Here is a 17,987-nt window from a genome sequence, read left to right as displayed (position 1 = left end):
CGAGGCATCCGTCGTTCCCGGCGCCTACGTTCGCGCCGCGCCCGTGAAGTGGCGGCGGCATCGCGCCTGGTACGACTCGATGCCTCCCACCTGGTCGCTCGTCGGAGTGAGCGGATCGCCGGCGCCGCCGGCCGACAGTCGCTGATGGAACGCCGCGTCCTCACCGCACACCGCGCACACCGCCGTGAGCTTCAGGACGTCCTCGGCGATCGCCATGAGCGCCGGCAGCGGCTCGAACGGCCGGCCGTCGAAGGTGACGCAGAGGCCCGAGACGACGACGTCGACGCCTTCCGTCACCAGCGCATTCACGGCGTCGATGAGGTCCGGCCCGAAGAACTGCGCCTCGTCGATCGCGACCATGTCGAGCGCGCGGCCCTCGACCGAGGCGACGAGCGCTTCGACGTCGGGCACCGAGCGTGACGGCACGCTGAGCCCGGAGTGGGAGCTGACCTGCCCCTCGCCGCGACGATCGTCGAGGGCGTGGCTCACGACATCGACCGACAGGCCGGCGATGCGGGCGCGGCGGACGCGACGCATGAGCTCCTCGGACTTGCCGGCGAACATGGGACCTGCGACGACCTGCAGCCTCGCCTGAGTGCGCGTGTGCATGGCGCCCAGACTACGTCCGACCGGAATCGGATCACGTGGCCGCCAGTCGACTGCCGACGTAGGCTGACCCCGTGGTGGAGTACGTCGTGCCGGCGCCGAAGCGACGTCGCGGCCGCCCGCGCGCCGGGCAGTCCGACGCGCGCGAGCGGATCCTCGCCGCTGCCATGGACGAGTTCGGCGAACTCGGGTACGACGGCGCGACGATGCGCGGCATCGCCGGCAGGGCCGGCGTCGACTCGGCCCTCGTGCACCACTACTTCGGCACCAAGGCCGATCTCTTCGGCGAGACGGTGGGCGCGCCGATGCGGCCCGACCTCGCCATCCCCGAGATCCTCGCAGGGCCCCGCGACGAGGTGGGCGAGCGCATCGTGCGGTACCTGCTGGAGACCTGGGAGGACGCCGATGTGCGCCGTCGCGGCGTGGCCCTCCTGCGCACGACCATCGGAAACAAGCTCACGACGCCCCTCTTGGCGGGGTTCATCTCGCGCGAGCTGCTCTCGCGCATCGTCCGGGCGCTCGACGTCGAAGACGCCGAGCTGCGAGCGGCGCTCGTGGCCTCGCAGGTCGCGGGTCTGCTGATCGCCCGCTACGTCCTGCGACTGCCGGCGCTGGGAGAGGCATCCGTCGACGAACTGATCCGGCGCGTGGGGCCCACGGTGCAGGGCTACCTCTACGGCTCGTGACGCCAGGGAGTCACCGCCGGACCCCTTGACCCGGGGGCACGGCGGGCCCATTATTCATCACGTGATGAATAGCCTGAGGACGGATGCCGTCAGCGTGCGCGATCTGCACGTCCGACGCGGCAAGACCGAGGTCTTCACGTCTCTCGATCTCGACATCCCACGCGGCCAGATCACCGGCTTGATGGGTCCGTCGGGGTGCGGCAAGACGACGCTCATGCGCTCGATCGTGGGCGTGCAGAAGATCGCCGGCGGCTCGGTCACCGTGCTGGGCGAGCCGGGCGGATCACGCGCACTGCGACGGCGGGTGGCGTACGATACGCAGGCGGCGTCGGTGTACGGCGACCTCACCATCCGGCAGAACCTCCGCTATTTCGCCCGGCTGGTCGGAGCGCCCGGTCGCGATGTCGATCGGGTGATCGAGCAGGTCGGCCTCGCCGACCAGCGCGACCAGACGATCGACTCGCTCAGCGGCGGGCAGGAGAGTCGCGTCTCGCTCGCGGTGGCGATGCTCGGCGATCCCGAGCTGCTAGTGCTCGACGAGCCCACGGTGGGCCTCGATCCGCTGCTCCGGGCCGAGCTGTGGGACCTCTTCCGTGGTCTGGCCGACGCCGGGGCGACGCTCGTCGTCTCGAGCCACGTGATGGACGAGGCGGTGCGGTGCGACCGCCTCGTGCTGATGCGGGCGGGGCGGATCATCGCCGACACGACGCCGGACGGCCTGCTCGCCGATACCGGAACGACGGATCCGGATGCCGCCTTCCTCACGCTGATCGAACGCGACGCCGTCCGGCAGGCGCAAGCTCAGGGGCCGCGCGCGGGCGATTCGCCCATCGAACCGCACCCGCTCACGCGCCGCGAGCTTCGAGAAGGGCACCCGCACGAGTCGCAGACGAATCCCACGGACGACGGGCGGGCATCGTGAACGGCGTGCTCACCCTCGCGACCGCCGGGCGGGTGCTCCGCCAGCTCAGCCATGACCCGCGGTCGATCGCGCTCATGCTCGTCGCACCGAGCCTGCTCGTCGGCTTGTTCGCCTGGCTGTTCAGCGACCAGGAGGGCGTGTTCGACCAGTTCGGCGGACCGATCCTGGCGCTGTTCCCGTTCATCGTGATGTTCCTCATCACCTCGATCACGACGCTCCGCGAGCGCCGGTCGGGAACCCTCGAGCGCCTGATGACCACCCCGATCGCCAAGGCCGACTTCATCGTCGGATACGGCCTCGCGTTCGGGCTGATGGCGACGCTGCAGGCGGTCATCACCGTCACCTTCGCCGTGTGGGTGTGCGGCCTCGACGTCGACGGACCGCTGTGGCAGCTGGGACTGGTGGCCGTCGTCGACGCGATCCTCGGCAGCGCGCTCGGGCTGCTCGCCAGTGCGTTCGCCCGCACCGAGTTCCAGGCCGTGCAGTTCATGCCGCTGATCGTGTTCCCGCAGATCATCCTCGGCGGCCTGTTCATGCCGCGCGAGGACATGCCCGAGGCGCTCTACCAGATCTCGAAGGTGCTGCCTTTGAGCTACGCCATCGACACGATCAACGCCGTGACGGCCGGCGACGAGGGCTGGGACGTGTTCGGTCCGCTTCTGGTCGTGGTGGCATTCGCGGTGGGAGCGCTGATCCTCGCCTCCCTCACGCTCCGGCGCCGCACCCCGTGAGGCAGCCGGATACCACCTGTCGTTGAGCGAGCGAGGAACGAGCGAGACGAAACGCAGTGGGCCGACGTGCGACGCCGGCCGGGGCGTTTCGACTCGCTGCGCTCGCTCAACGACCGAGCTGGGAGCCCGGTCGTTGAGCGAGCGAGGAACGAGCGAGACGAAACGCAGTGGGCCGACGTGCGACGCCGGCCGGGGCGTTTCGACTCGCTGCGATCGCTCAACGACCGAGCCGGGAGTCAGCAGCTGGGCTGGGTCTTGCGCAGCTTGGCGGTGAGGTCGCGCAGCTGGCTGAGCTCGGCGTCCGAGAGCAGCGACATCCGCTCGGCGATGGCCTTGCCGTGCGCGCTCGCGATGCGGCGGAACAGCGACGCACCGGCATCCGTCGCGTGGACGAGCGCCCCGCGCCCGTCGTCGGGATCGGCGCACTTCGTGAGCAGTCCGCGCGCCACCATGCGGTCGACGAGCCGCGAGACGCTGGGCTGGCTGATGAGCATGTTCGCGGTGACGTCGCGCAGCCGCGCGGTGAGGTCGTCGGAGCGAGTGACGGTGAGGAGCACGTCGTACTCGGCCTGACTCAGCATCTCTTCGTCGAAGTCGCCGTTGATGTCGCCGAACACCTCGTGCTGGGCCCGGAAGAGGCTCTCCCAGGCGTCGATGGCGAGACGGCGGTCGGTCATATCGTCAAGAGTAGGGCAGGCGGTGGACCCTAGGCTGGCCCCATGGCGTCTTCTGCAATCGCGTCGTGGCGCGCGCGCCGTCTCGTGGTCATGGGGCTGCTGCTCGCCGTCTTCGCGGGCCTGCTCCTCGCGGGCGTGGGCGCCGCTCCCGCTCGTGCGGACGTCGAGGACTTCTCCTTCGAGAGCCTTGATGTCGAGTACCAGCTCGGTCGCGCCGAGGACGGCACCAGCGCGCTCACCGTCGTCGAGACGTTCGTCGCGCTCTTCCCCGAGTCCGACCAGAACCGCGGCATGCGGCGGGTGATCCCCGACAACTACCAGGGGGCGCCGCTGAACCCGCAGCTCGTCTCCATCACGGACGAGAACGGTGCGGCGCGAGAGGCGGAGACCGAGGCGGAAGACGGCCTCTTCTCGATGACCTCGCGTGCCGGCGAGTTCGTCCACGGTCGCCAGACCTATATCTTCACGTACACGCTCGAGAACGTCACGCGGTACTTCGCCGACACCGGCTCGGACGAGTTCTACTGGGACGTGAACGGCACCGCCTGGCCCCAGTCGTTCGGCCGCGTCACCGCGCGTGTGACCATGCCGGACGACGTGGATGCCGCGCGCACGGGCAGGCAGTCCTGCTATGTCGGCTACCAGGACGACACTCGGACGTGCCCCATCGGCGACTCCGACGGCGCCGTTGTGGCAACCGTCGAAGGGGTCCAGCCGTATCAGACGATGACGATCGCGATCGGGTTCGAGCCCGACACCTTCACCGAGTTCGACACCTCCTACCTGGCGTCGCCCTGGGGCTGGCTGCAGGCAGCGGTCGCTCTCCTCGGACTCGGCACGGCGGTGGTCTTCGCGGGCGTCACGCGTGCGCGGCACCTGCGCGACGAGGCCGGCCGGCCGGTCATCATCGCGGAGTACACGCCGCCTCGCGGAATCGATGCGCTCGAGAGCGCCGTGCTCCTCGGTCACACGTCCAAGGCGATCCCGGCCGAGGTGCTCGAGCAGGCGGTGGTGGGCAGCATCCGCATCGAAGAGGGCCCGCAGAAGTGGTTCGGCGGGACCCGGCTGAAGGCCGTGCTCCAGAACCCGTCGCTCGCAGACGGAGATGGACGGATGCTGCTTCCCGGCCTCTTCCCCTCCGGCATGCCGGGCGAGGAGTTCGAGTTCGGTCGCACCGACACCAGGTTCTCGTCGACGGCGCAGAAGGTGCTGAAGGCGGCGACGTCCGAGCTGACCACGCGGGGGCTCCGTCGCAGAGTGCCGATCGGCCCCCGGGCGTGGCCGGTCGTGATCGCGATCATCTCCGCCGTGCTCGTCCTGCTCTTCGGCATCGGCGCCCTCGTCGCTTACGTGACGCCGTGGGTTCCGGTGGTGCTCATCATCGGGGCCGTGATCGTCGTACTGGTGGTGGCGGGCATGGTGTCGCACAAGCCGCTCACCGCCGCCGGGGCGGAGGCCCGCGACCACCTGCGGGGGCTGAAGCAGTTCATCGAGTGGGCGGAGGCCGACCGCATCCGGATGCTGCAGTCGCCGCAGGGCGCCGAACGGGTGCACGTCGACGTCTCCGATCCGCGGGTGAAGCTGAAGCTGTACGAGACCCTCCTTCCGTACGCCGTCGTGTTCGGACAGGAGAAGCGGTGGGCGGAAGAGCTCGCCGTCCTCTACGGCGAGGGGAACTCGCCGACTTGGTACGCCGGATCGTCGGGCTTCCACGCGGCGGCCTTCTCCGCAGGGATCTCGACGCTGTCGTCGTCGGCGTCCGCATCGTCGTCCTCGGGCGGGTCGTCGGGCGGCGGTTCTGCCGGCGGCGGCGGTGGCGGGGGAGGCGGCGGCGGCGTGTGAGGTCGGGTCCTGAGGACTGCCCGGGCTCCGCGGATCGCGGCGCGGTCAGCCGTCGGGTCCGAGGCGTCGGGACCCCTCCGGCGCGTGCAGCCGGGCGAGGAACAGATCAGTGCCGCGCGGGATGCCGCGGCGGTCGCTGCGTGAGACGATCACGATCACGACCACCGCGATCGGCACCGTCCAGGCCGCCGGCTGCTCGAGGAACGGGCGCAGCGCGGGCAGCCACGCCGAGACGATCCCGCCGCCGAGGATCGCGACGCCCGACAGCACCGCGCCGGTGAGCATGCCGGCGATCGCCCCTCGCGCCGTGAGACCGCGCCACCAGATGCCGAGCAGGAGCACCGGGCACAGCGTCGACGCGGTGAACGCGAAGACGAGCCCCACGCTGCCGGCCAGCCCCGCCGACTCCGTGGCGAGCGCCACGACAAGCGGGACGAACGACGAGAGCACGGCCGCGATGCGGAACCCCCGGACGCTGCCGCCGAGAAGGTCCTGGCTGATCACGCCGGCCAGCGAGACGACGAGACCCGACGACGTGGAGAGGAATGCCGCGAACGCGCCGGCGATGACGAGCGCCGTGAGCACGTCGCCCAGCGGCCCGGCGACCAGCCGGCCCGGCAGCAGCAGGACGAGGGCGTCGGCGTCGCCCGAGGCGGCGAGGTCGGGGGCGAAGGCCCGCCCCAGCAGCCCGAACGCCGTGGGGAACAGGTAGAAGACCGAGAGCATCACGAGCACGATGACGGTCGTGCGTCGTGCCGCCACCCCGTCGGGGTTGGTGTAGAAGCGCACCAGTACGTGGGGGAGCCCCAACGTGCCCAGCAGCAGCGCGACCATGAGTGAGATCGTCCGGTACACCTCGAGTTCGCCGGGACCGGCGCTCGCCGGGAACGCCTCGACGGGCGTCAGCGCCGGCGGCACGTCGCCGACGAGAAGCAGGATCGCGACCACCGGGATCGCGAGTGCCGTGAGCTTCAGCCAGAACTGGAACGCCTGCACGAACGTGATCGACCGCATGCCGCCGGCCGCGACGACGACGGCGACGATCACCGCGACGGCGAGCGAGCCGACCCAGGCGGGGAGGCCGGTGGTGATCCGCACGGTCAGCGCCGCGCCCTGCAGCTGCGGCACGATGTAGAACCAGCCGATGACGATGACGAGGGTGCTCGTCACCCGGCGTGCCCAGACCGAGTCGAGCCGCGCCTCGGTGAAGTCGGGGATCGTGTACGCGCCCGAGCGGCGGAGCGGCGCGGCGACGAACAGCAGCAGCATGAGGTATCCGGCCGTGTAGCCGATCGGGAACCAGAGCGCCGCCGATCCCGTGAGCAGGATGAGGCCGGCGATGCCGAGGAACGACGCTGCCGACAGGTACTCCCCGCCGATGGCGGACGCGTTCCACCACGGCCGCACCGTGCGGCTCGCCACGTAGAAGTCGCTCGTCGTGCGTGAGACCCGCAGGCCGTAGAACCCGATGAGCGCCGACACGATCGCGACGGCCGCGATCGCGATGTAGCCGATGGCGGCGTTCACTCGTCCTCCGTCAGCGACCGGTAGCGCGCCTCATTCCGGGAAGCCGCGCGCAGATAGAGTCCGGCGACGGTGATGGCCAGCGGGTAGACGCCCACGCCGAGCAGCAGCCACGACAGGGGCACACCGGCTACGAACGTGGTGTCCAGCTCGGGTGCGAACGCGATCGCGAGCACGAACAGCGCCGTCGCCGCGGCGAATCCGACCGCGAACACGACCCCGAGTCGCAGCTGCGAGCGGATCAGCGAACGCACATACACTCCGGCGATATCGCTCGTCGGCGCATCGGCCGCGTTGTGCGACACCGGCCGGGCCGAGGCTGCGGGCGACCCTGCGCGCGGCGCGGTCACCCGCACGCGCTGGAGTGGTGCTGCATCCCGAGGCGCGGGGTCGTCGGCGGCGTCGTCGCCGGAGTCTCCGTCGGCGCTGCTGTTCGAGGGGCGCGACGTCATGACCGTGGCCGGATCGTCGTCGACTCGAGTCGATCCCGCAGCGCCGGCAGGAGGCGCCGGCTCACCGGCAGTTCGGCGCCGCCGACGACGACGCTCGGGTGGTCGCCGACGAGCCGGAGGCGCGCGAGGTGCGGGATCGCGACGAGGTACGAGCGGTGGATGCGCACGAACGTGTCGGCCCACTGCCGTTCGAGGTCCGACATCGGCACGCGCACGAGGTAGCTGGCCTCCTCGGTGTGCAGCCGGGCGTAGTCGCCCTGCGCCTGCACGTACCGCACCTCGTCGCGGCGGATCATGCGCGTCGTGCCGCCCAGCGTGACGGCGATCATCTCGGGCTGAGCGGATGCCGCGGCATCCGTCGCCGGCGCAGCCTGAGCCTTCATGGCCTCGACGATGCGGGTGACCGAGCGGTGCAGGCGCTCGGTGCGCACCGGCTTCAGCAGATAGTCGACGGCGGCGAGGTCGAATGCCTCGAGTGCGCTCTCTTCGTCGGCGGTCACGAAGACGAGCGCGGGCCGGCGCTCGAAGCGCTGCAGTGCGCGGGCGAGGTCGAAGCCGTTGAGGCCGGGCATGTGGATGTCGAGGAACGCGGCGTCGACGGGCTCGCGTGTGAGCAGCCGGATCGCTTCGGCGCCCGACGCCGCCTGGTGGATGACGCCGATGCGTGGGTCCTGCCCGAGCAGGAAGGCGAGCTCGTCGATCGCAGGCTGCTCGTCGTCGGCGATGAGCACGGAGATCACCGTTCCCGCCTCCCTTCCGCGGCGGCCGGAGCCGGGGATGCCGCCGTCCGGCCCGCAGCGGAGGAGGATGCCGCGACGCGGCCCGGCTGCGACTTCGGCACGCGCATCCGCACCAGGGTACCGGCGCCCACATTCGTCTCGACGACCAGCCCGTGCTCGTCGCCGTACACCTGCCGCAGTCGCGCGTCCACGTTGCGCAGGCCCACGTGCTGGCCGGTCGCGACGCCGGCGAGCGCGCTTTCGAGTGCGGCAGGATCGATGCCGACGCCGTCGTCCTCGACGCTGATCTCGGCGAACGCGCCCTGGTCGGATGCCTCGATCGTGATGCGTCCACCGCCCTCCTTGCCTTCGAGCCCGTGCCTCACCGCGTTCTCGACGAGTGGCTGGATCGAGAGGAACGGCACGACCGTCGAGAGGACCTCCGGGGCGATCTGCAACGTCACCTTCAGTCGGTCGCCGAACCGTGCGCGCTCGAGCTTCAGATAGCTGTCGATCGAGCGGAGCTCCTCGGCCACCGTGGTGAAGTCCCCGTGCCGACGGAACGAGTAGCGGGTGAAGTCGGCGAACTCGAGCACCAGCTCCCGTGCTTTGGCCGGGTCGGTGTTGATGAACGAGGCGATGGCGTTCAGCGAGTTGTAGATGAAGTGCGGGCTGATCTGCGCGCGCAGCGCGCGCACCTCGGCCTCGGCGAGCGCGGCCCTCGAGGCGTCGAGCTCGCCGAGCTCGACCTGAGCTGCGACCCAATCCGCCACCTCGCCGGTCGCGCGCACGAGACCGGCCCGCACACGCGGGGCGAAGGCGACGATTGCTCCGGCGGGCACGCCGCCCGCGAGGATCGGCGCGGCGACGACATCCGTCTCCCGGTCGCCGATCCGGATCCGCCGCTGCAGCTGCGGACGGTTCGACGCGCGCGCCTCAGCGGCGAGCCGTCCCGCGACCTCACGGACGGCGTCGTCCCCCTCGACCGTCACATGGCCCGCCGGGTCGACGAGCGCAAGCGTCTCGCACCCGAGGAGCGCCCGCAGATGCCGCCCGGCTCGCGTGGTGTCGCCCTCGGCGATGCCGCCGCGGAGGTGTTGGGCGGCGCGGCTCGCGAGGTGAAGCGTCTGATACGTCGCCTGTTCGACGTCGGTGCCGAGATCCTTCGATGCGACGATGCGCCGCAGCAGGATGACCACTCCGACCGCCAGCGCCCCGGCGACGACGCCGGCGGCAGCGGCGAGCAGCATCGACTCGGGCATGCGGCCAGCGTAGCCGTCGTTCGTCGTCGCCGATCCGCCGTTCGTCGCACCGTGGATGCCGTTCACCGACGACGAGCGGCGGCCACCCCCGGCCCGCCCGGCCGCGCGCGAGCATGGTCGCACTGTCAACGCAGCGGCGCGGCCGACGGCCCGCCGACCCCCCCTCGAAGGAGAGACGTCATGGGCAACGAAGCCCCGCGCGCCGCCATAGATCTCGCAGAGGTCGACTACGGCGCGGTCCAATCATCATCCGAGTTCCAACGGCTCCGGCGCACGCATCGGAGCTTCGTCTTCCCCGTTCTGGGCGCATGCCTCGCCTGGTACTTCGCCTACGTGCTGCTCGCCACCTATGCGCACGACTTCATGTCCACCCGAGTGTTCGGAAGCGTCAACATCGCGATGGTGCTCGGCATGGCCCAGGTGGTCACCACCTTCGCCGTGACGACCTGGTACGTGCACTACGCCAACCGTCGCCTCGACCCGCTCGCGGAAGAGATCCGCGACGAGATCGAGACCGGCACCTTCGAGTCCGGCGCTCTGGAGAACGAGGAGGCACGCTGATGCTGCACTTCGAAGCGGCGAGCACCTCGCCCGGCGAGCCCTGGCTCAACATCGCCATCTTCGGCGCGTTCGTCGCGGTGACGATGGTCATCGTGTTCCGCGCCAGCCGGAACAACAAGACGGCCGCCGATTACTACGCCGCAGGGCGGTCGTTCACCGGCGGCCAGAACGGCGCAGCCATCGCCGGCGACTACCTGTCTGCGGCGTCGTTCCTGGGCATCGTCGGCGCGATCGCGATGACAGGGTACGACGGGTTCCTCTACTCGATCGGGTTCCTGGTGGCCTGGCTGGTGGCGCTCCTCCTCGTCGCGGAGCTCCTGCGCAACACGGGCAAGTTCACGATGGCCGACGTGCTGTCGTTCCGCCTCAAGCAGCGTCCGGTGCGCATCGCCGCGGCCACGACGACGCTCGTCGTCTGCTTCTTCTATCTGCTCGCGCAGATGGCGGGTGCCGGTGGTCTGGTCTCGCTGCTGCTCGGCATCGGCGACCAGCTCGGTCAGGCTCTCGTCATCACGGTGGTGGGCGCGCTGATGATCCTCTACGTGCTCATCGGCGGCATGAAGGGCACCACGTGGGTGCAGATCATCAAGGCGGTGCTGCTCATCGTCGGCGCCGGCGTGATGACCGTGTGGGTGCTGGCGATCAACGGGTTCGACTTCTCCGCGCTTCTCGACAAGGCCGTCGCCGTCGCCGAGAACCCGGCGATCCTCGACCCGGGTCTGAAGTACGGCGTATCGGAGGTCGCGAAGATCGACTTCCTCTCGCTCGGCCTCGCCCTCGTGCTGGGCACCGCCGCACTGCCCCACGTGCTCATGCGGTTCTACACCGTGCCCACGGCCAAGGAGGCCCGCAAGTCGGTGGTCTGGGCCATCTGGCTGATCGGCATCTTCTACGTGTTCACGCTGGTGCTCGGCTATGGCGCGGCGGCCCTCGTCGGCCCGGCGGTCATCGCGGCCGCCCCCGGCGGCCCGAACTCGGCGGCACCGCTGCTCGCGTTCTCGCTCGGCGGACCGCTGCTGCTCGGCCTCATCTCGGCGATCGCGTTCGCGACGATCCTCGCGGTGGTCGCCGGTCTCACCATCACGGCAGCGGCTTCGTTCGCGCACGACATCTATGCGTCGGTCGTGAAGAAGGGCAAGCCCGAGCCGGGCGCCGAGGTCAAGGTCGCGCGCCGCACGGTGGTCATCATCGGCATCGTCGCGATCGTGGGCGGGATCGGCGCGAACGGCCAGAATGTGGCGTTCCTGGTCGCGCTCGCCTTCGCCGTCGCGGCGTCGGCCAACCTGCCCACCATCGTGTACTCGCTCTTCTGGAAGCGCTTCACGACGAAGGGCGCCCTGTGGAGCATGTACGGCGGTCTCGCCTCGGCGATCCTGCTCATCGTGTTCTCGCCGGTGGTCTCGGGCTCGGAGACGTCGATGCTCAAGACCGAGGCGATCAACTTCGCCTGGTTCCCGCTGTCGAACCCCGGCATCATCTCGATTCCGCTCGCATTCCTGCTGGGTTGGATCGTGAGCGTGCTCGACAAGACGCCCGAGGACGCGGCCAAGCAGTCCGAGATGGAGGTGCGCTCGCTCACCGGCATCGGTGCCGAGAAGGCGGTCAACCACTAGAAGTCCCCGCGGATGCGAGGGCCGGTCGGGAGCTTCCCGACCGGCCCTTGTTCTTGCGGCCATGTCGGCGCGTTCGGGCTTCGGGTCTCACGGCGCCCGCTATGCCGATCTCACTCGCAGGTCGTTGTGGAGCACCCGGTTGGCGGATCGCCAGGGTCTTCGCGGATCCACCCACGTCGGCGGCCGCACCTGGGGGACGCCGTCGAGCATGCGGATCTCCCACCCGCTGGTCTCGATGGTCCGGTGGTGATGCCAGCAGAGCATCACGCCGTTGTCGACCTGGGTCGGTCCGCCCCTCGCGTACTCGACGACGTGGTGGATCTCGCACCACGCGGCGCGGACCCTGCATCCGGGGATCACGCAGCCGCCGTCGCGAGCGGCGATGGCCTTGCGCTGCCAATGCGTGAACACCCGGTCGGTGACCGCAAGGGCCCTGATCCGGCCGTTGGCGCCGAGCGCGACACGATGGATGGTGCCGTGGCACCCGATGTGACGCGCGACGGTCGCGGATACCGGCACCTCGCCGTCCGGCCCGTCGACGAAGGCGACGCCGTCTGCGCGCTCCAGCTGATCTGCGGCCACGGTGACCACGAGAGTGGGCGGAGCACCGCCCAGCGTTGGGCTGTCGGCGGACGCCGCCGCCGCGGCGAGGAGTCCGGCGAACGCGTCGTGCCGCTTCTGGTCGGCGGTCCGCGGATCGCGGACGTGCTCGTCCGCGGCCGACTCGCCGGCGCCCGACGGCTCGACGTCGACGAACCGCGGAGCGCGGTCCTGGACGCGGGGATTGAGCTGGGCGTCGAGCAGCCGTTGCAGGGCGGCAGCGACGTCGGCGGTCACGTTGCCGCGCACGGGGAAGAGGCTGTTGCGTTCGCGTCCGAGCCGAAAGGTGCGCATGCGTTCGCTGTCTTCGTCGGGCAGCGTCCCGTCGGGATCGAGGAACAGCGCCCACGTTTGGGCCATGATCCGCAGTTCGTAGATGCTGCACGGCGGGGCGCCGGATTCGCCGACGGCAGCCTGCACGAGCTCGGCCTCAGCGGCGGCGAGGTCGTCGGCGCTGCACCTCCGCTGAAGGGGCCGCAGCGCATCCATGATCGTGGTGACGGCATCGAGGCTGAGCCGCCCCGTTGCGAGCTCGCGCCGCGCGTGGTCGAGCGGCGCCGGCCGATCCTGTCCGGTGAGCGTGGGTCGTGTCGTGACAGCACGAGCGGTGCGCAGGCGCGCGCGAGCCGTCGCGTTCGAGACGTGAGCGGCACGCTCCAGCAGCTCGATCGGGCTGTCGCAGCCGAACGCCGCCGTCAGCGTGACGTCGGCGGCACCCGGTTCGCTGCGTCGCCCCACCTCTCCGGCGATGCCGAGGCGTGCGGCATCCGCCCATCGGCCGATCTCTTCGACCACCTTCAGTGTCTCGACGAGATCGTGGTCGGAGAGCGCGCGATGCCCTTCGCGATCAAGCGGCTCCCTCAGAGCGTCGCCGAGCACCGCTGCGATGTCGCGGAGGTCGGCGAGTGGGAAGGTCATACCCCCATCATGCCGAGGGGTTCCGACATCCCTGTGGGAGAAATCGCAGGTCAAGCGCAATTTCTGTGGATAACTCACGAGGACGAGCGAACCGCGTCTGCTGTGGAGGAGGCGCCGCCGCCGAGGGCAAGAGTAAGGGCCGGTCGGAGAGGCTACCGACCGGCCCTTGTCCCTTGCACCAAGAGTGTCCTGCAATCACATGTCGGTAGCTGCCACAGCAAAACAACTACCGTGCATGCACTCTATAACGGCGAGGTAACGAAGGGAAGGGTTCGTCGTTATCTTTTTGTGATTCATTTCCTGGGAGTCCGCCCGGACCCTCATCCGGCTCTTTCATCCGCTCGCCGACCCCTCGCGTCGCCCACAATGGTCAGACCGGGAGGAGCCGCTGTGATCAGCATCCGAGATCGTGTTGCCCGGAGCGAGCCGCTCGGCACCGCTCCTGATCGCTTCGCCGTGGTGGAGCTGTTCCGGCCTGCGGAGGATGGCGCGTCGTTCAGCCGGAGCGCCTGGCCGGCTCACGTGACGCTGTGCTCGAATAGGAGGGCAGGCTGCGTCGCAGTGGTGCGGCTGACGGGAGACGACGCGACGATCGTCGCGGCGTTCGCATTGCCGGACGAAGGGATCGGCGTCAACGCGGACATCCCTGGCCCCGCCGCACCCGGAGTGCCGAGGCTCGCACGCCGCGACGTCGGGCCGGCGCAGCCCGACGTCACGCCGCCGAACGCGCTCGGAGACGCATGAACGCCGGCCGGCGCATCCTCGTCGCAACGGATCTCGACGGAACCCTCGTGCCCAATGACACCGTCGTCCTACCGCCGTACACGGCGAGCGTGCTGCGGCGTCTCGACGATTCGGGTGTGCCCGTCGTCTTCGTCACGGGCCGGCCACTGCGATGGATGACGGGGTTCTGGCCGCACGTCGGGAGCCACGGCCTCGCCGTCGTCTCGAACGGCGCCATGACGTTCGACGCCCACGCCGGCGCGATCATCGCGCTGGCCGGCATCGAGCCCGCCGCGGGCGTGGCGATCTGCGCAGCCATCGAGGCGGAGTTGCCCGGCGCGTGGTTCGCCATCGAGTGTGCGGACGGCATCCGCTTCGCCCCCGATTATGTCGAGCCGTACCCGTCGCCCGGCGCGCCGCGGGGCACGCTGGCCGAGATCTGGACCGACCCGGCGCTCAAGCTGCTGGTGCGGCATCCGGACGTGCCGCCAGAGGAGCTGCACGACCGGGTCGAGGCGATCGTGGGGGACCGGGCGACCGTGACGTGGTCAGTGTCCGGACTGGTCGAGATCAGCTCCGCGGGCACCACCAAGGCGAGCGCGCTCCAGCACCTGTGCGGCCGCCTCGGGATCGATGCCGCGGACGTCATCGCCTTCGGCGACATGCCTAACGACATCCCCCTGCTCGCTTGGGCCGGCACCTCCTACGCGGTCGCGAACGCGCATGACTCGGTGATCCGTGCCGCCGATCACATCGCGCCGCCCTGTGCCGAGGAGGGCGTTGCGCAGGTCCTCGATCGGCTCGCTGACGAGCTCGCCGCGGCCCACGGCACGGCCGGACCCTGAGCGCTCCCGAACGTCCGCCCGGGGTGAGGGGCGGTCGACGGCACCCGCCGCCGACCGGCCGCCCGCTCAGCTACGGATAGGCGACGTCTGTCCGGGCGCCGCCGCGGTGTGCGGGATGATTCGTCACGCCAGGGTGAACCTGACGGCGATCCACTGCTTGCCCGGCAGAGAGATCGCGGGACGAGCCGGATCTTGAGCGCCCCGGGGGACCTTCGCCATGTTGAACACGCCGGCCGGCGTGATCGTCATGTTCCAGGTGTCGATGATGTCGACGTTGTACGACCGCCCGGCACCGCTCGGCAGCACGGCATCCCACTCGGTCGGCGCGCTCTCACCGAAGTAGCGCACGTAGTACTGGCTGTCGACTCCGGCGATGTCGTAGTCCCAGTCGGGCTGCAGCGCGTCGATGCCGGGAGCCGGGCCGTCCTCCATGATCTGCTTGAGGAAGGCCAGTCGCGGGGCGCTGGTGCCGTTCAGCGTGCCGCCCTGTCCGAGCCAGGAGATGCTGGGCTTCTGCTCGGGGTTGAGGGTCTCGCCATGCCCGCAGTAGGTGCCGCCGACGAAGGTGTTCCAGAACCGGTGCGTCATCTGCTCGCCGGAGAGCTGACCCCAGCGCTCGCTGATGTTGCCCTCGTAGGCGACCTCGTCGAAGATCACGGGCTTCAGGGCGAACTGACGGTGGAAGTGCGCGCGCAGGCCGTCCAGTGCGGCGCCCGAGCTCTGAATGCTCGCGTGCGTGATCCACGGCTTGCGTGCGTCGTAGTAGATGTTCTTGTTGTGGATCGAGCGCAGTCTGCTGTGCGGATCCGCTGTCTGGAGGACCTGGAGCAGATGGTCCCAGTCCTCGAGCGTCTTGGTCTCGTTGTCGTCGTACTCATTCGCCATCGACCACCACACGTTGCGGTACGCGCCGAAACGGGCGGCCACGTAGCGCACGTACCGCTCGTCGTCGGCGCGCTTCATGTCGGAGTAGCCGCGACCGGGGTCGTATGGCTGGAACAAGACGACGTCGGCCTGGATCCCTAGTTCGAGCAGCCGCTGGATGCGGGTCTCATAGCGACGGAAGTAGGCGGGATCGATGCGGGTCGGGTCCCAGTCCCTGGGTCCGGTGCCCGTGCGCACGAAGGGATCGGTCGCGACCGCGGGCACGTTGGGGAACACGAGCATGCGGACCTTGTTGAACGGCGACGTGCTGAGGGTGTTCAGGGTCACCTCGCACTTCTCGTCCGATTGGAGCGCCCACGAGTACGACGTCGTGCCGATCTGGCGGAAGGGTGACCCGTCGGCGTAGACGAAGTGGTACCCGCCTGGCACGACCTGCACCGGACCGTGGTTGCCCGCGGACGGTTCCACGACGGTGAGGCGCCCCGAGTTTCGCAGCGCCGGCAGATTGCTGTCGACCGTCCACGTCCATTCGCCCGCCTGTGGCGGTGAGAATCGCACGCGGAACGTCCCGTCGCCGTCGTAGAACCCCGGCACCGTGATCGTCTGACCCGCCCCTTGGTACACGGCGGCGAGCGTGACGTCGACGTACGGGTTCCCCTTGTCGGGGCCGCGCAGCACGATCTCGTGCAGTCCCCAGCGCTCGACCGCTTTGGGGTTCGCCGACGTCTCGCCCTGCGTCACCGGCATGGTCGCGGCCGTTGCGGGACCGGCGCCGCCGATCGCTGCGGCGGCTCCCAGGATCGCGGCGCCCGTCAGGACCGTTCGTCGTGTGATCTCCATCGATCATCCTCCAGATGACTTTCGAGGTGGATTGCTTTCCGGTCCAGCCTAGGAACGAAGTGAGTATTCTCGCTACCTCGTATAAACATGCACCGCTGGAACCGGGCACACCGGACGGTCACGCAGGTCGCGAATACACGCCATCCGACGTGCGTGGTTGGCTTGTCGCGTGGAGCTGCAGCGGGTTCGGACGGAGCACGTGCCGGCGCTCGCCGTGTTCCTGCGGACCGTCGACCTGACCGTGAGCGGCCTCGACGCGCCCACCGTGCGCCTCTGGGTGATGCGCGCCGCGGACGGCGATGTCGTCGGCAGCACCGGATACGAGATCAGCGACGACGGGCGGCACGCGCTCATCCGCAGCGTCGCGGTGAGTCCGGACGACCGCGCCGCAGGCACCGGAACGCGGCTCGCCCGGTTCGCGTTCGACCGCGCCGCCGATGAGGGCGCCCGGCAGGCGTGGCTGTTCAGTCGACGCTCGGGCCCGTTCTGGCAGCGCCTGGGCTTCACTCCCGCCGACCGCGGCGAGATGGCGCGGGTGCTCGCGAGCACCCATCAGGTGCAGCTGTTCCGGCAGACCGGTCAGCTCGACCGGGAAGTGGCGTGGTCGCGCCCGCTCGATCCGCCGAACTGAGGCCGTGCGGTAGCCGGCGCTCCCGCCGGCGACCGCCTCGCTTCTCACCCGAGTCGTTCCCCGGGCCGTCCTGCTTGGTTCCCGACGCCACCCTGCGACGCACTGGCCCTTGACCTCGGCATCCAGATGTGTACAGTGTGAACATACGCACTCGCACACTCGGAGGTTCCGATGCAGAGCACGACCCAGCAAGCCCTTCCGCCCGTCGTCGATGCCGAGACGTGGCGCCGCGAGCTCGCCGAGCTCCGCGTCCGCGAGAAGGCGGCGACGCGCGAACTCGACGCGATCGCCGCGCAGCGACGCCGGCTGCCGATGGTCGAGCTGCCCGACTACACCCTCGTCGGCAAGGACGGACCCGTGCGCCTGGCCGACGTCTTCGACGGCAAGTCGCAGCTCATCGTCTACAACCACATGTGGTTCGAGGGCAAGGAATGGCACTGCCCCGGCTGCACCGGTCTCACCTCGCAGTACACGCGTCTCGACTTCCTCGAGGCGTACGATGCCCGCTTCGTGATCGTGACCCAGGGTCCGATCGACGAGGCGCTCGCGTACCGCGAGAAGACCGGCAACCGCATGGAGTGGTACTCGACAGCCGACAGCCCGTTCGGCGCCGACATGGACGCGCCCGCCGGCGGCGGGTTCGCCGTGAACGTCTTCCTCCGCGACGGCGACACGGTGTACCGCACGTGGCACACGAACGGCCGTGGCACCGAGCAGCTGAGCCACACGTTCCCGCTCATCGATCTGCTGCCGTACGGCAGGCAGGAGGTGTGGCAGGACTCGCCGGAGGGGTGGCCGAAGTCCGACACCTACGACGGCTGGTTCACGTCGCAGAAGATCGCCGAGCTGTACGGCCCGGGTTCGGCGCGCGACTGAGAGCGGGATGCCGCGCCCCGCGACTGCGGCCGGGGCGCGGCATCCTGCGTCATATCGCGCGCCGGCGCTCGCTC

18 protein-coding genes are annotated in these 17,987 nt (G+C 69.9%); 10 read left to right on the top strand and 8 right to left on the bottom strand.

Going from position 1 to position 17,987, the window contains the following annotated elements; all coding sequences use genetic code 11:
* Positions 1 to 24: 24 nt before the first annotated feature.
* Positions 25 to 609, bottom strand: coding sequence for a thymidine kinase (locus MRBLMI12_RS05105; RefSeq protein WP_363354437.1), 585 nt, complete (start codon positions 607 to 609; stop codon positions 25 to 27).
* A 71-nt stretch (positions 610 to 680) separates the two neighbouring features.
* Here MRBLMI12_RS05105 and MRBLMI12_RS05100 point away from each other — a divergent pair, with 71 nt between their 5' ends.
* The 3 genes from MRBLMI12_RS05100 to MRBLMI12_RS05090 all read left to right on the top strand — a co-directional run bounded on the left by MRBLMI12_RS05100 (position 681) and on the right by MRBLMI12_RS05090 (position 2,945).
* Positions 681 to 1,292, top strand: a complete 612-nt coding sequence (locus tag MRBLMI12_RS05100) for a TetR family transcriptional regulator (protein WP_363354435.1) — start codon at positions 681 to 683, stop codon at positions 1,290 to 1,292.
* A gap of 64 nt (positions 1,293 to 1,356) precedes the next feature.
* Entirely contained in the window at positions 1,357 to 2,214 is an 858-nt protein-coding gene (locus MRBLMI12_RS05095) for an ABC transporter ATP-binding protein (RefSeq protein ID WP_363354433.1), read from the top strand.
* Positions 2,211 to 2,945, top strand: coding sequence for an ABC transporter permease (locus tag MRBLMI12_RS05090; protein WP_363354431.1), 735 nt, complete (start codon positions 2,211 to 2,213; stop codon positions 2,943 to 2,945). The genes MRBLMI12_RS05095 and MRBLMI12_RS05090 overlap by 4 nt, the downstream gene beginning before the upstream one ends.
* A 236-nt stretch (positions 2,946 to 3,181) precedes the next feature.
* On the opposite strand, the gene MRBLMI12_RS05085 is transcribed toward MRBLMI12_RS05090, so the two are convergent.
* The gene (locus MRBLMI12_RS05085; RefSeq protein ID WP_349428692.1) at positions 3,182 to 3,622 is read right to left on the bottom strand and encodes a MarR family winged helix-turn-helix transcriptional regulator; all 441 of its coding nucleotides are present in this window, start codon (positions 3,620 to 3,622) and stop codon (positions 3,182 to 3,184) included.
* A gap of 42 nt (positions 3,623 to 3,664) precedes the next feature.
* On the opposite strand from MRBLMI12_RS05085, the gene MRBLMI12_RS05080 reads away from it, so the two are divergent.
* Positions 3,665 to 5,464: a DUF2207 domain-containing protein gene (locus MRBLMI12_RS05080; protein ID WP_363354429.1), complete on the top strand. Its 1,800-nt coding sequence runs from the start codon at positions 3,665 to 3,667 to the stop codon at positions 5,462 to 5,464.
* 45 nt (positions 5,465 to 5,509) lie between these two features.
* Here the strand turns inward: MRBLMI12_RS05080 and MRBLMI12_RS05075 are convergent, their stop codons facing one another.
* Genes MRBLMI12_RS05075 through MRBLMI12_RS05060 form a run of 4 tightly spaced genes read right to left on the bottom strand, consistent with a single transcriptional unit; the run spans position 5,510 to position 9,421 of the window.
* Positions 5,510 to 6,991: a cation acetate symporter gene (locus MRBLMI12_RS05075; RefSeq protein ID WP_363354427.1), complete on the bottom strand. Its 1,482-nt coding sequence runs from the start codon at positions 6,989 to 6,991 to the stop codon at positions 5,510 to 5,512.
* Entirely contained in the window at positions 6,988 to 7,440 is a 453-nt protein-coding gene (locus MRBLMI12_RS05070) for a DUF485 domain-containing protein (RefSeq protein ID WP_363354425.1), read from the bottom strand. The genes MRBLMI12_RS05075 and MRBLMI12_RS05070 overlap by 4 nt, the downstream gene beginning before the upstream one ends.
* Complete coding sequence (locus MRBLMI12_RS05065) at positions 7,437 to 8,180, bottom strand: LytR/AlgR family response regulator transcription factor (RefSeq protein ID WP_363354423.1); 744 nt, start codon at positions 8,178 to 8,180, stop codon at positions 7,437 to 7,439. Before MRBLMI12_RS05065 ends, MRBLMI12_RS05070 begins: the two co-directional genes overlap by 4 nt.
* Positions 8,177 to 9,421 (bottom strand): sensor histidine kinase, encoded by a 1,245-nt coding sequence (locus tag MRBLMI12_RS05060; RefSeq protein WP_363354421.1) that lies wholly within the window; start codon positions 9,419 to 9,421, stop codon positions 8,177 to 8,179. The genes MRBLMI12_RS05065 and MRBLMI12_RS05060 overlap by 4 nt, the downstream gene beginning before the upstream one ends.
* 180 nt (positions 9,422 to 9,601) lie before the next feature.
* Between MRBLMI12_RS05060 and MRBLMI12_RS05055 the strand changes: the two genes are divergently transcribed.
* Together MRBLMI12_RS05055 and MRBLMI12_RS05050 are read left to right on the top strand one after the other, a co-directional pair.
* The gene (locus MRBLMI12_RS05055; RefSeq protein ID WP_363354419.1) at positions 9,602 to 9,982 is read left to right on the top strand and encodes a DUF485 domain-containing protein; all 381 of its coding nucleotides are present in this window, start codon (positions 9,602 to 9,604) and stop codon (positions 9,980 to 9,982) included.
* A complete protein-coding gene (locus MRBLMI12_RS05050; protein ID WP_349428685.1) occupies positions 9,982 to 11,595 on the top strand; it encodes a solute symporter family protein in 1,614 nt (537 codons plus the stop codon). The genes MRBLMI12_RS05055 and MRBLMI12_RS05050 overlap by 1 nt, the downstream gene beginning before the upstream one ends.
* Positions 11,596 to 11,694: 99 nt before the next feature.
* Here the strand turns inward: MRBLMI12_RS05050 and MRBLMI12_RS05045 are convergent, their stop codons facing one another.
* Positions 11,695 to 13,113: an HNH endonuclease signature motif containing protein gene (locus MRBLMI12_RS05045; RefSeq protein ID WP_363354417.1), complete on the bottom strand. Its 1,419-nt coding sequence runs from the start codon at positions 13,111 to 13,113 to the stop codon at positions 11,695 to 11,697.
* 390 nt (positions 13,114 to 13,503) lie between these two features.
* On the opposite strand from MRBLMI12_RS05045, the gene MRBLMI12_RS05040 reads away from it, so the two are divergent.
* On the top strand, positions 13,504 to 13,857 hold the full coding sequence (locus MRBLMI12_RS05040; protein ID WP_363354415.1) for a hypothetical protein: 354 nt from the start codon (positions 13,504 to 13,506) through the stop codon (positions 13,855 to 13,857).
* Positions 13,854 to 14,681, top strand: coding sequence for an HAD hydrolase family protein (locus MRBLMI12_RS05035; protein ID WP_363354413.1), 828 nt, complete (start codon positions 13,854 to 13,856; stop codon positions 14,679 to 14,681). Before MRBLMI12_RS05040 ends, MRBLMI12_RS05035 begins: the two co-directional genes overlap by 4 nt.
* 123 nt (positions 14,682 to 14,804) lie before the next feature.
* On the opposite strand, the gene MRBLMI12_RS05030 is transcribed toward MRBLMI12_RS05035, so the two are convergent.
* Complete coding sequence (locus MRBLMI12_RS05030; RefSeq protein WP_363354411.1) at positions 14,805 to 16,406, bottom strand: DUF5060 domain-containing protein; 1,602 nt, start codon at positions 16,404 to 16,406, stop codon at positions 14,805 to 14,807.
* 169 nt (positions 16,407 to 16,575) lie between these two features.
* Here MRBLMI12_RS05030 and MRBLMI12_RS05025 point away from each other — a divergent pair, with 169 nt between their 5' ends.
* Together MRBLMI12_RS05025 and MRBLMI12_RS05020 are read left to right on the top strand one after the other, a co-directional pair.
* Complete coding sequence (locus tag MRBLMI12_RS05025; protein ID WP_363354409.1) at positions 16,576 to 17,037, top strand: GNAT family N-acetyltransferase; 462 nt, start codon at positions 16,576 to 16,578, stop codon at positions 17,035 to 17,037.
* 171 nt (positions 17,038 to 17,208) lie between these two features.
* Positions 17,209 to 17,913, top strand: a complete 705-nt coding sequence (locus tag MRBLMI12_RS05020; protein ID WP_363354407.1) for a DUF899 domain-containing protein — start codon at positions 17,209 to 17,211, stop codon at positions 17,911 to 17,913.
* Positions 17,914 to 17,987: the final 74 nt, after the last annotated feature.

The organism is Microbacterium sp. LMI12-1-1.1, assembly GCF_040676455.1.
Lineage (GTDB): Bacteria > Actinomycetota > Actinomycetes > Actinomycetales > Microbacteriaceae > Microbacterium.
Note: the sequence above shows the minus strand (reverse complement) of the source record. Positions and strands in the feature narration are given on the sequence as shown.

Excerpts from the sequence above, each read along its gene's own strand:
- MRBLMI12_RS05045 (WP_363354417.1), bottom strand. The coding sequence starts at position 13,113 with ATGACCTTCCCACTCGCCGACCTCCGCGACATCGCAGCGGTGCTCGGC.
- MRBLMI12_RS05105 (WP_363354437.1), bottom strand. The coding sequence starts at position 609 with ATGCACACGCGCACTCAGGCGAGGCTGCAGGTCGTCGCAGGTCCCATG.
- MRBLMI12_RS05035 (WP_363354413.1), top strand. The coding sequence starts at position 13,854 with ATGAACGCCGGCCGGCGCATCCTCGTCGCAACGGATCTCGACGGAACC.
- MRBLMI12_RS05020 (WP_363354407.1), top strand. The coding sequence starts at position 17,209 with ATGCAGAGCACGACCCAGCAAGCCCTTCCGCCCGTCGTCGATGCCGAG.
- MRBLMI12_RS05060 (WP_363354421.1), bottom strand. The coding sequence starts at position 9,421 with ATGCCCGAGTCGATGCTGCTCGCCGCTGCCGCCGGCGTCGTCGCCGGG.
- MRBLMI12_RS05055 (WP_363354419.1), top strand. The coding sequence starts at position 9,602 with ATGGGCAACGAAGCCCCGCGCGCCGCCATAGATCTCGCAGAGGTCGAC.
- MRBLMI12_RS05080 (WP_363354429.1), top strand. The coding sequence starts at position 3,665 with ATGGCGTCTTCTGCAATCGCGTCGTGGCGCGCGCGCCGTCTCGTGGTC.
- MRBLMI12_RS05095 (WP_363354433.1), top strand. The coding sequence starts at position 1,357 with ATGAATAGCCTGAGGACGGATGCCGTCAGCGTGCGCGATCTGCACGTC.
- MRBLMI12_RS05030 (WP_363354411.1), bottom strand. The coding sequence starts at position 16,406 with ATGGAGATCACACGACGAACGGTCCTGACGGGCGCCGCGATCCTGGGA.
- MRBLMI12_RS05085 (WP_349428692.1), bottom strand. The coding sequence starts at position 3,622 with ATGACCGACCGCCGTCTCGCCATCGACGCCTGGGAGAGCCTCTTCCGG.
- MRBLMI12_RS05070 (WP_363354425.1), bottom strand. The coding sequence starts at position 7,440 with ATGACGTCGCGCCCCTCGAACAGCAGCGCCGACGGAGACTCCGGCGAC.
- MRBLMI12_RS05050 (WP_349428685.1), top strand. The coding sequence starts at position 9,982 with ATGCTGCACTTCGAAGCGGCGAGCACCTCGCCCGGCGAGCCCTGGCTC.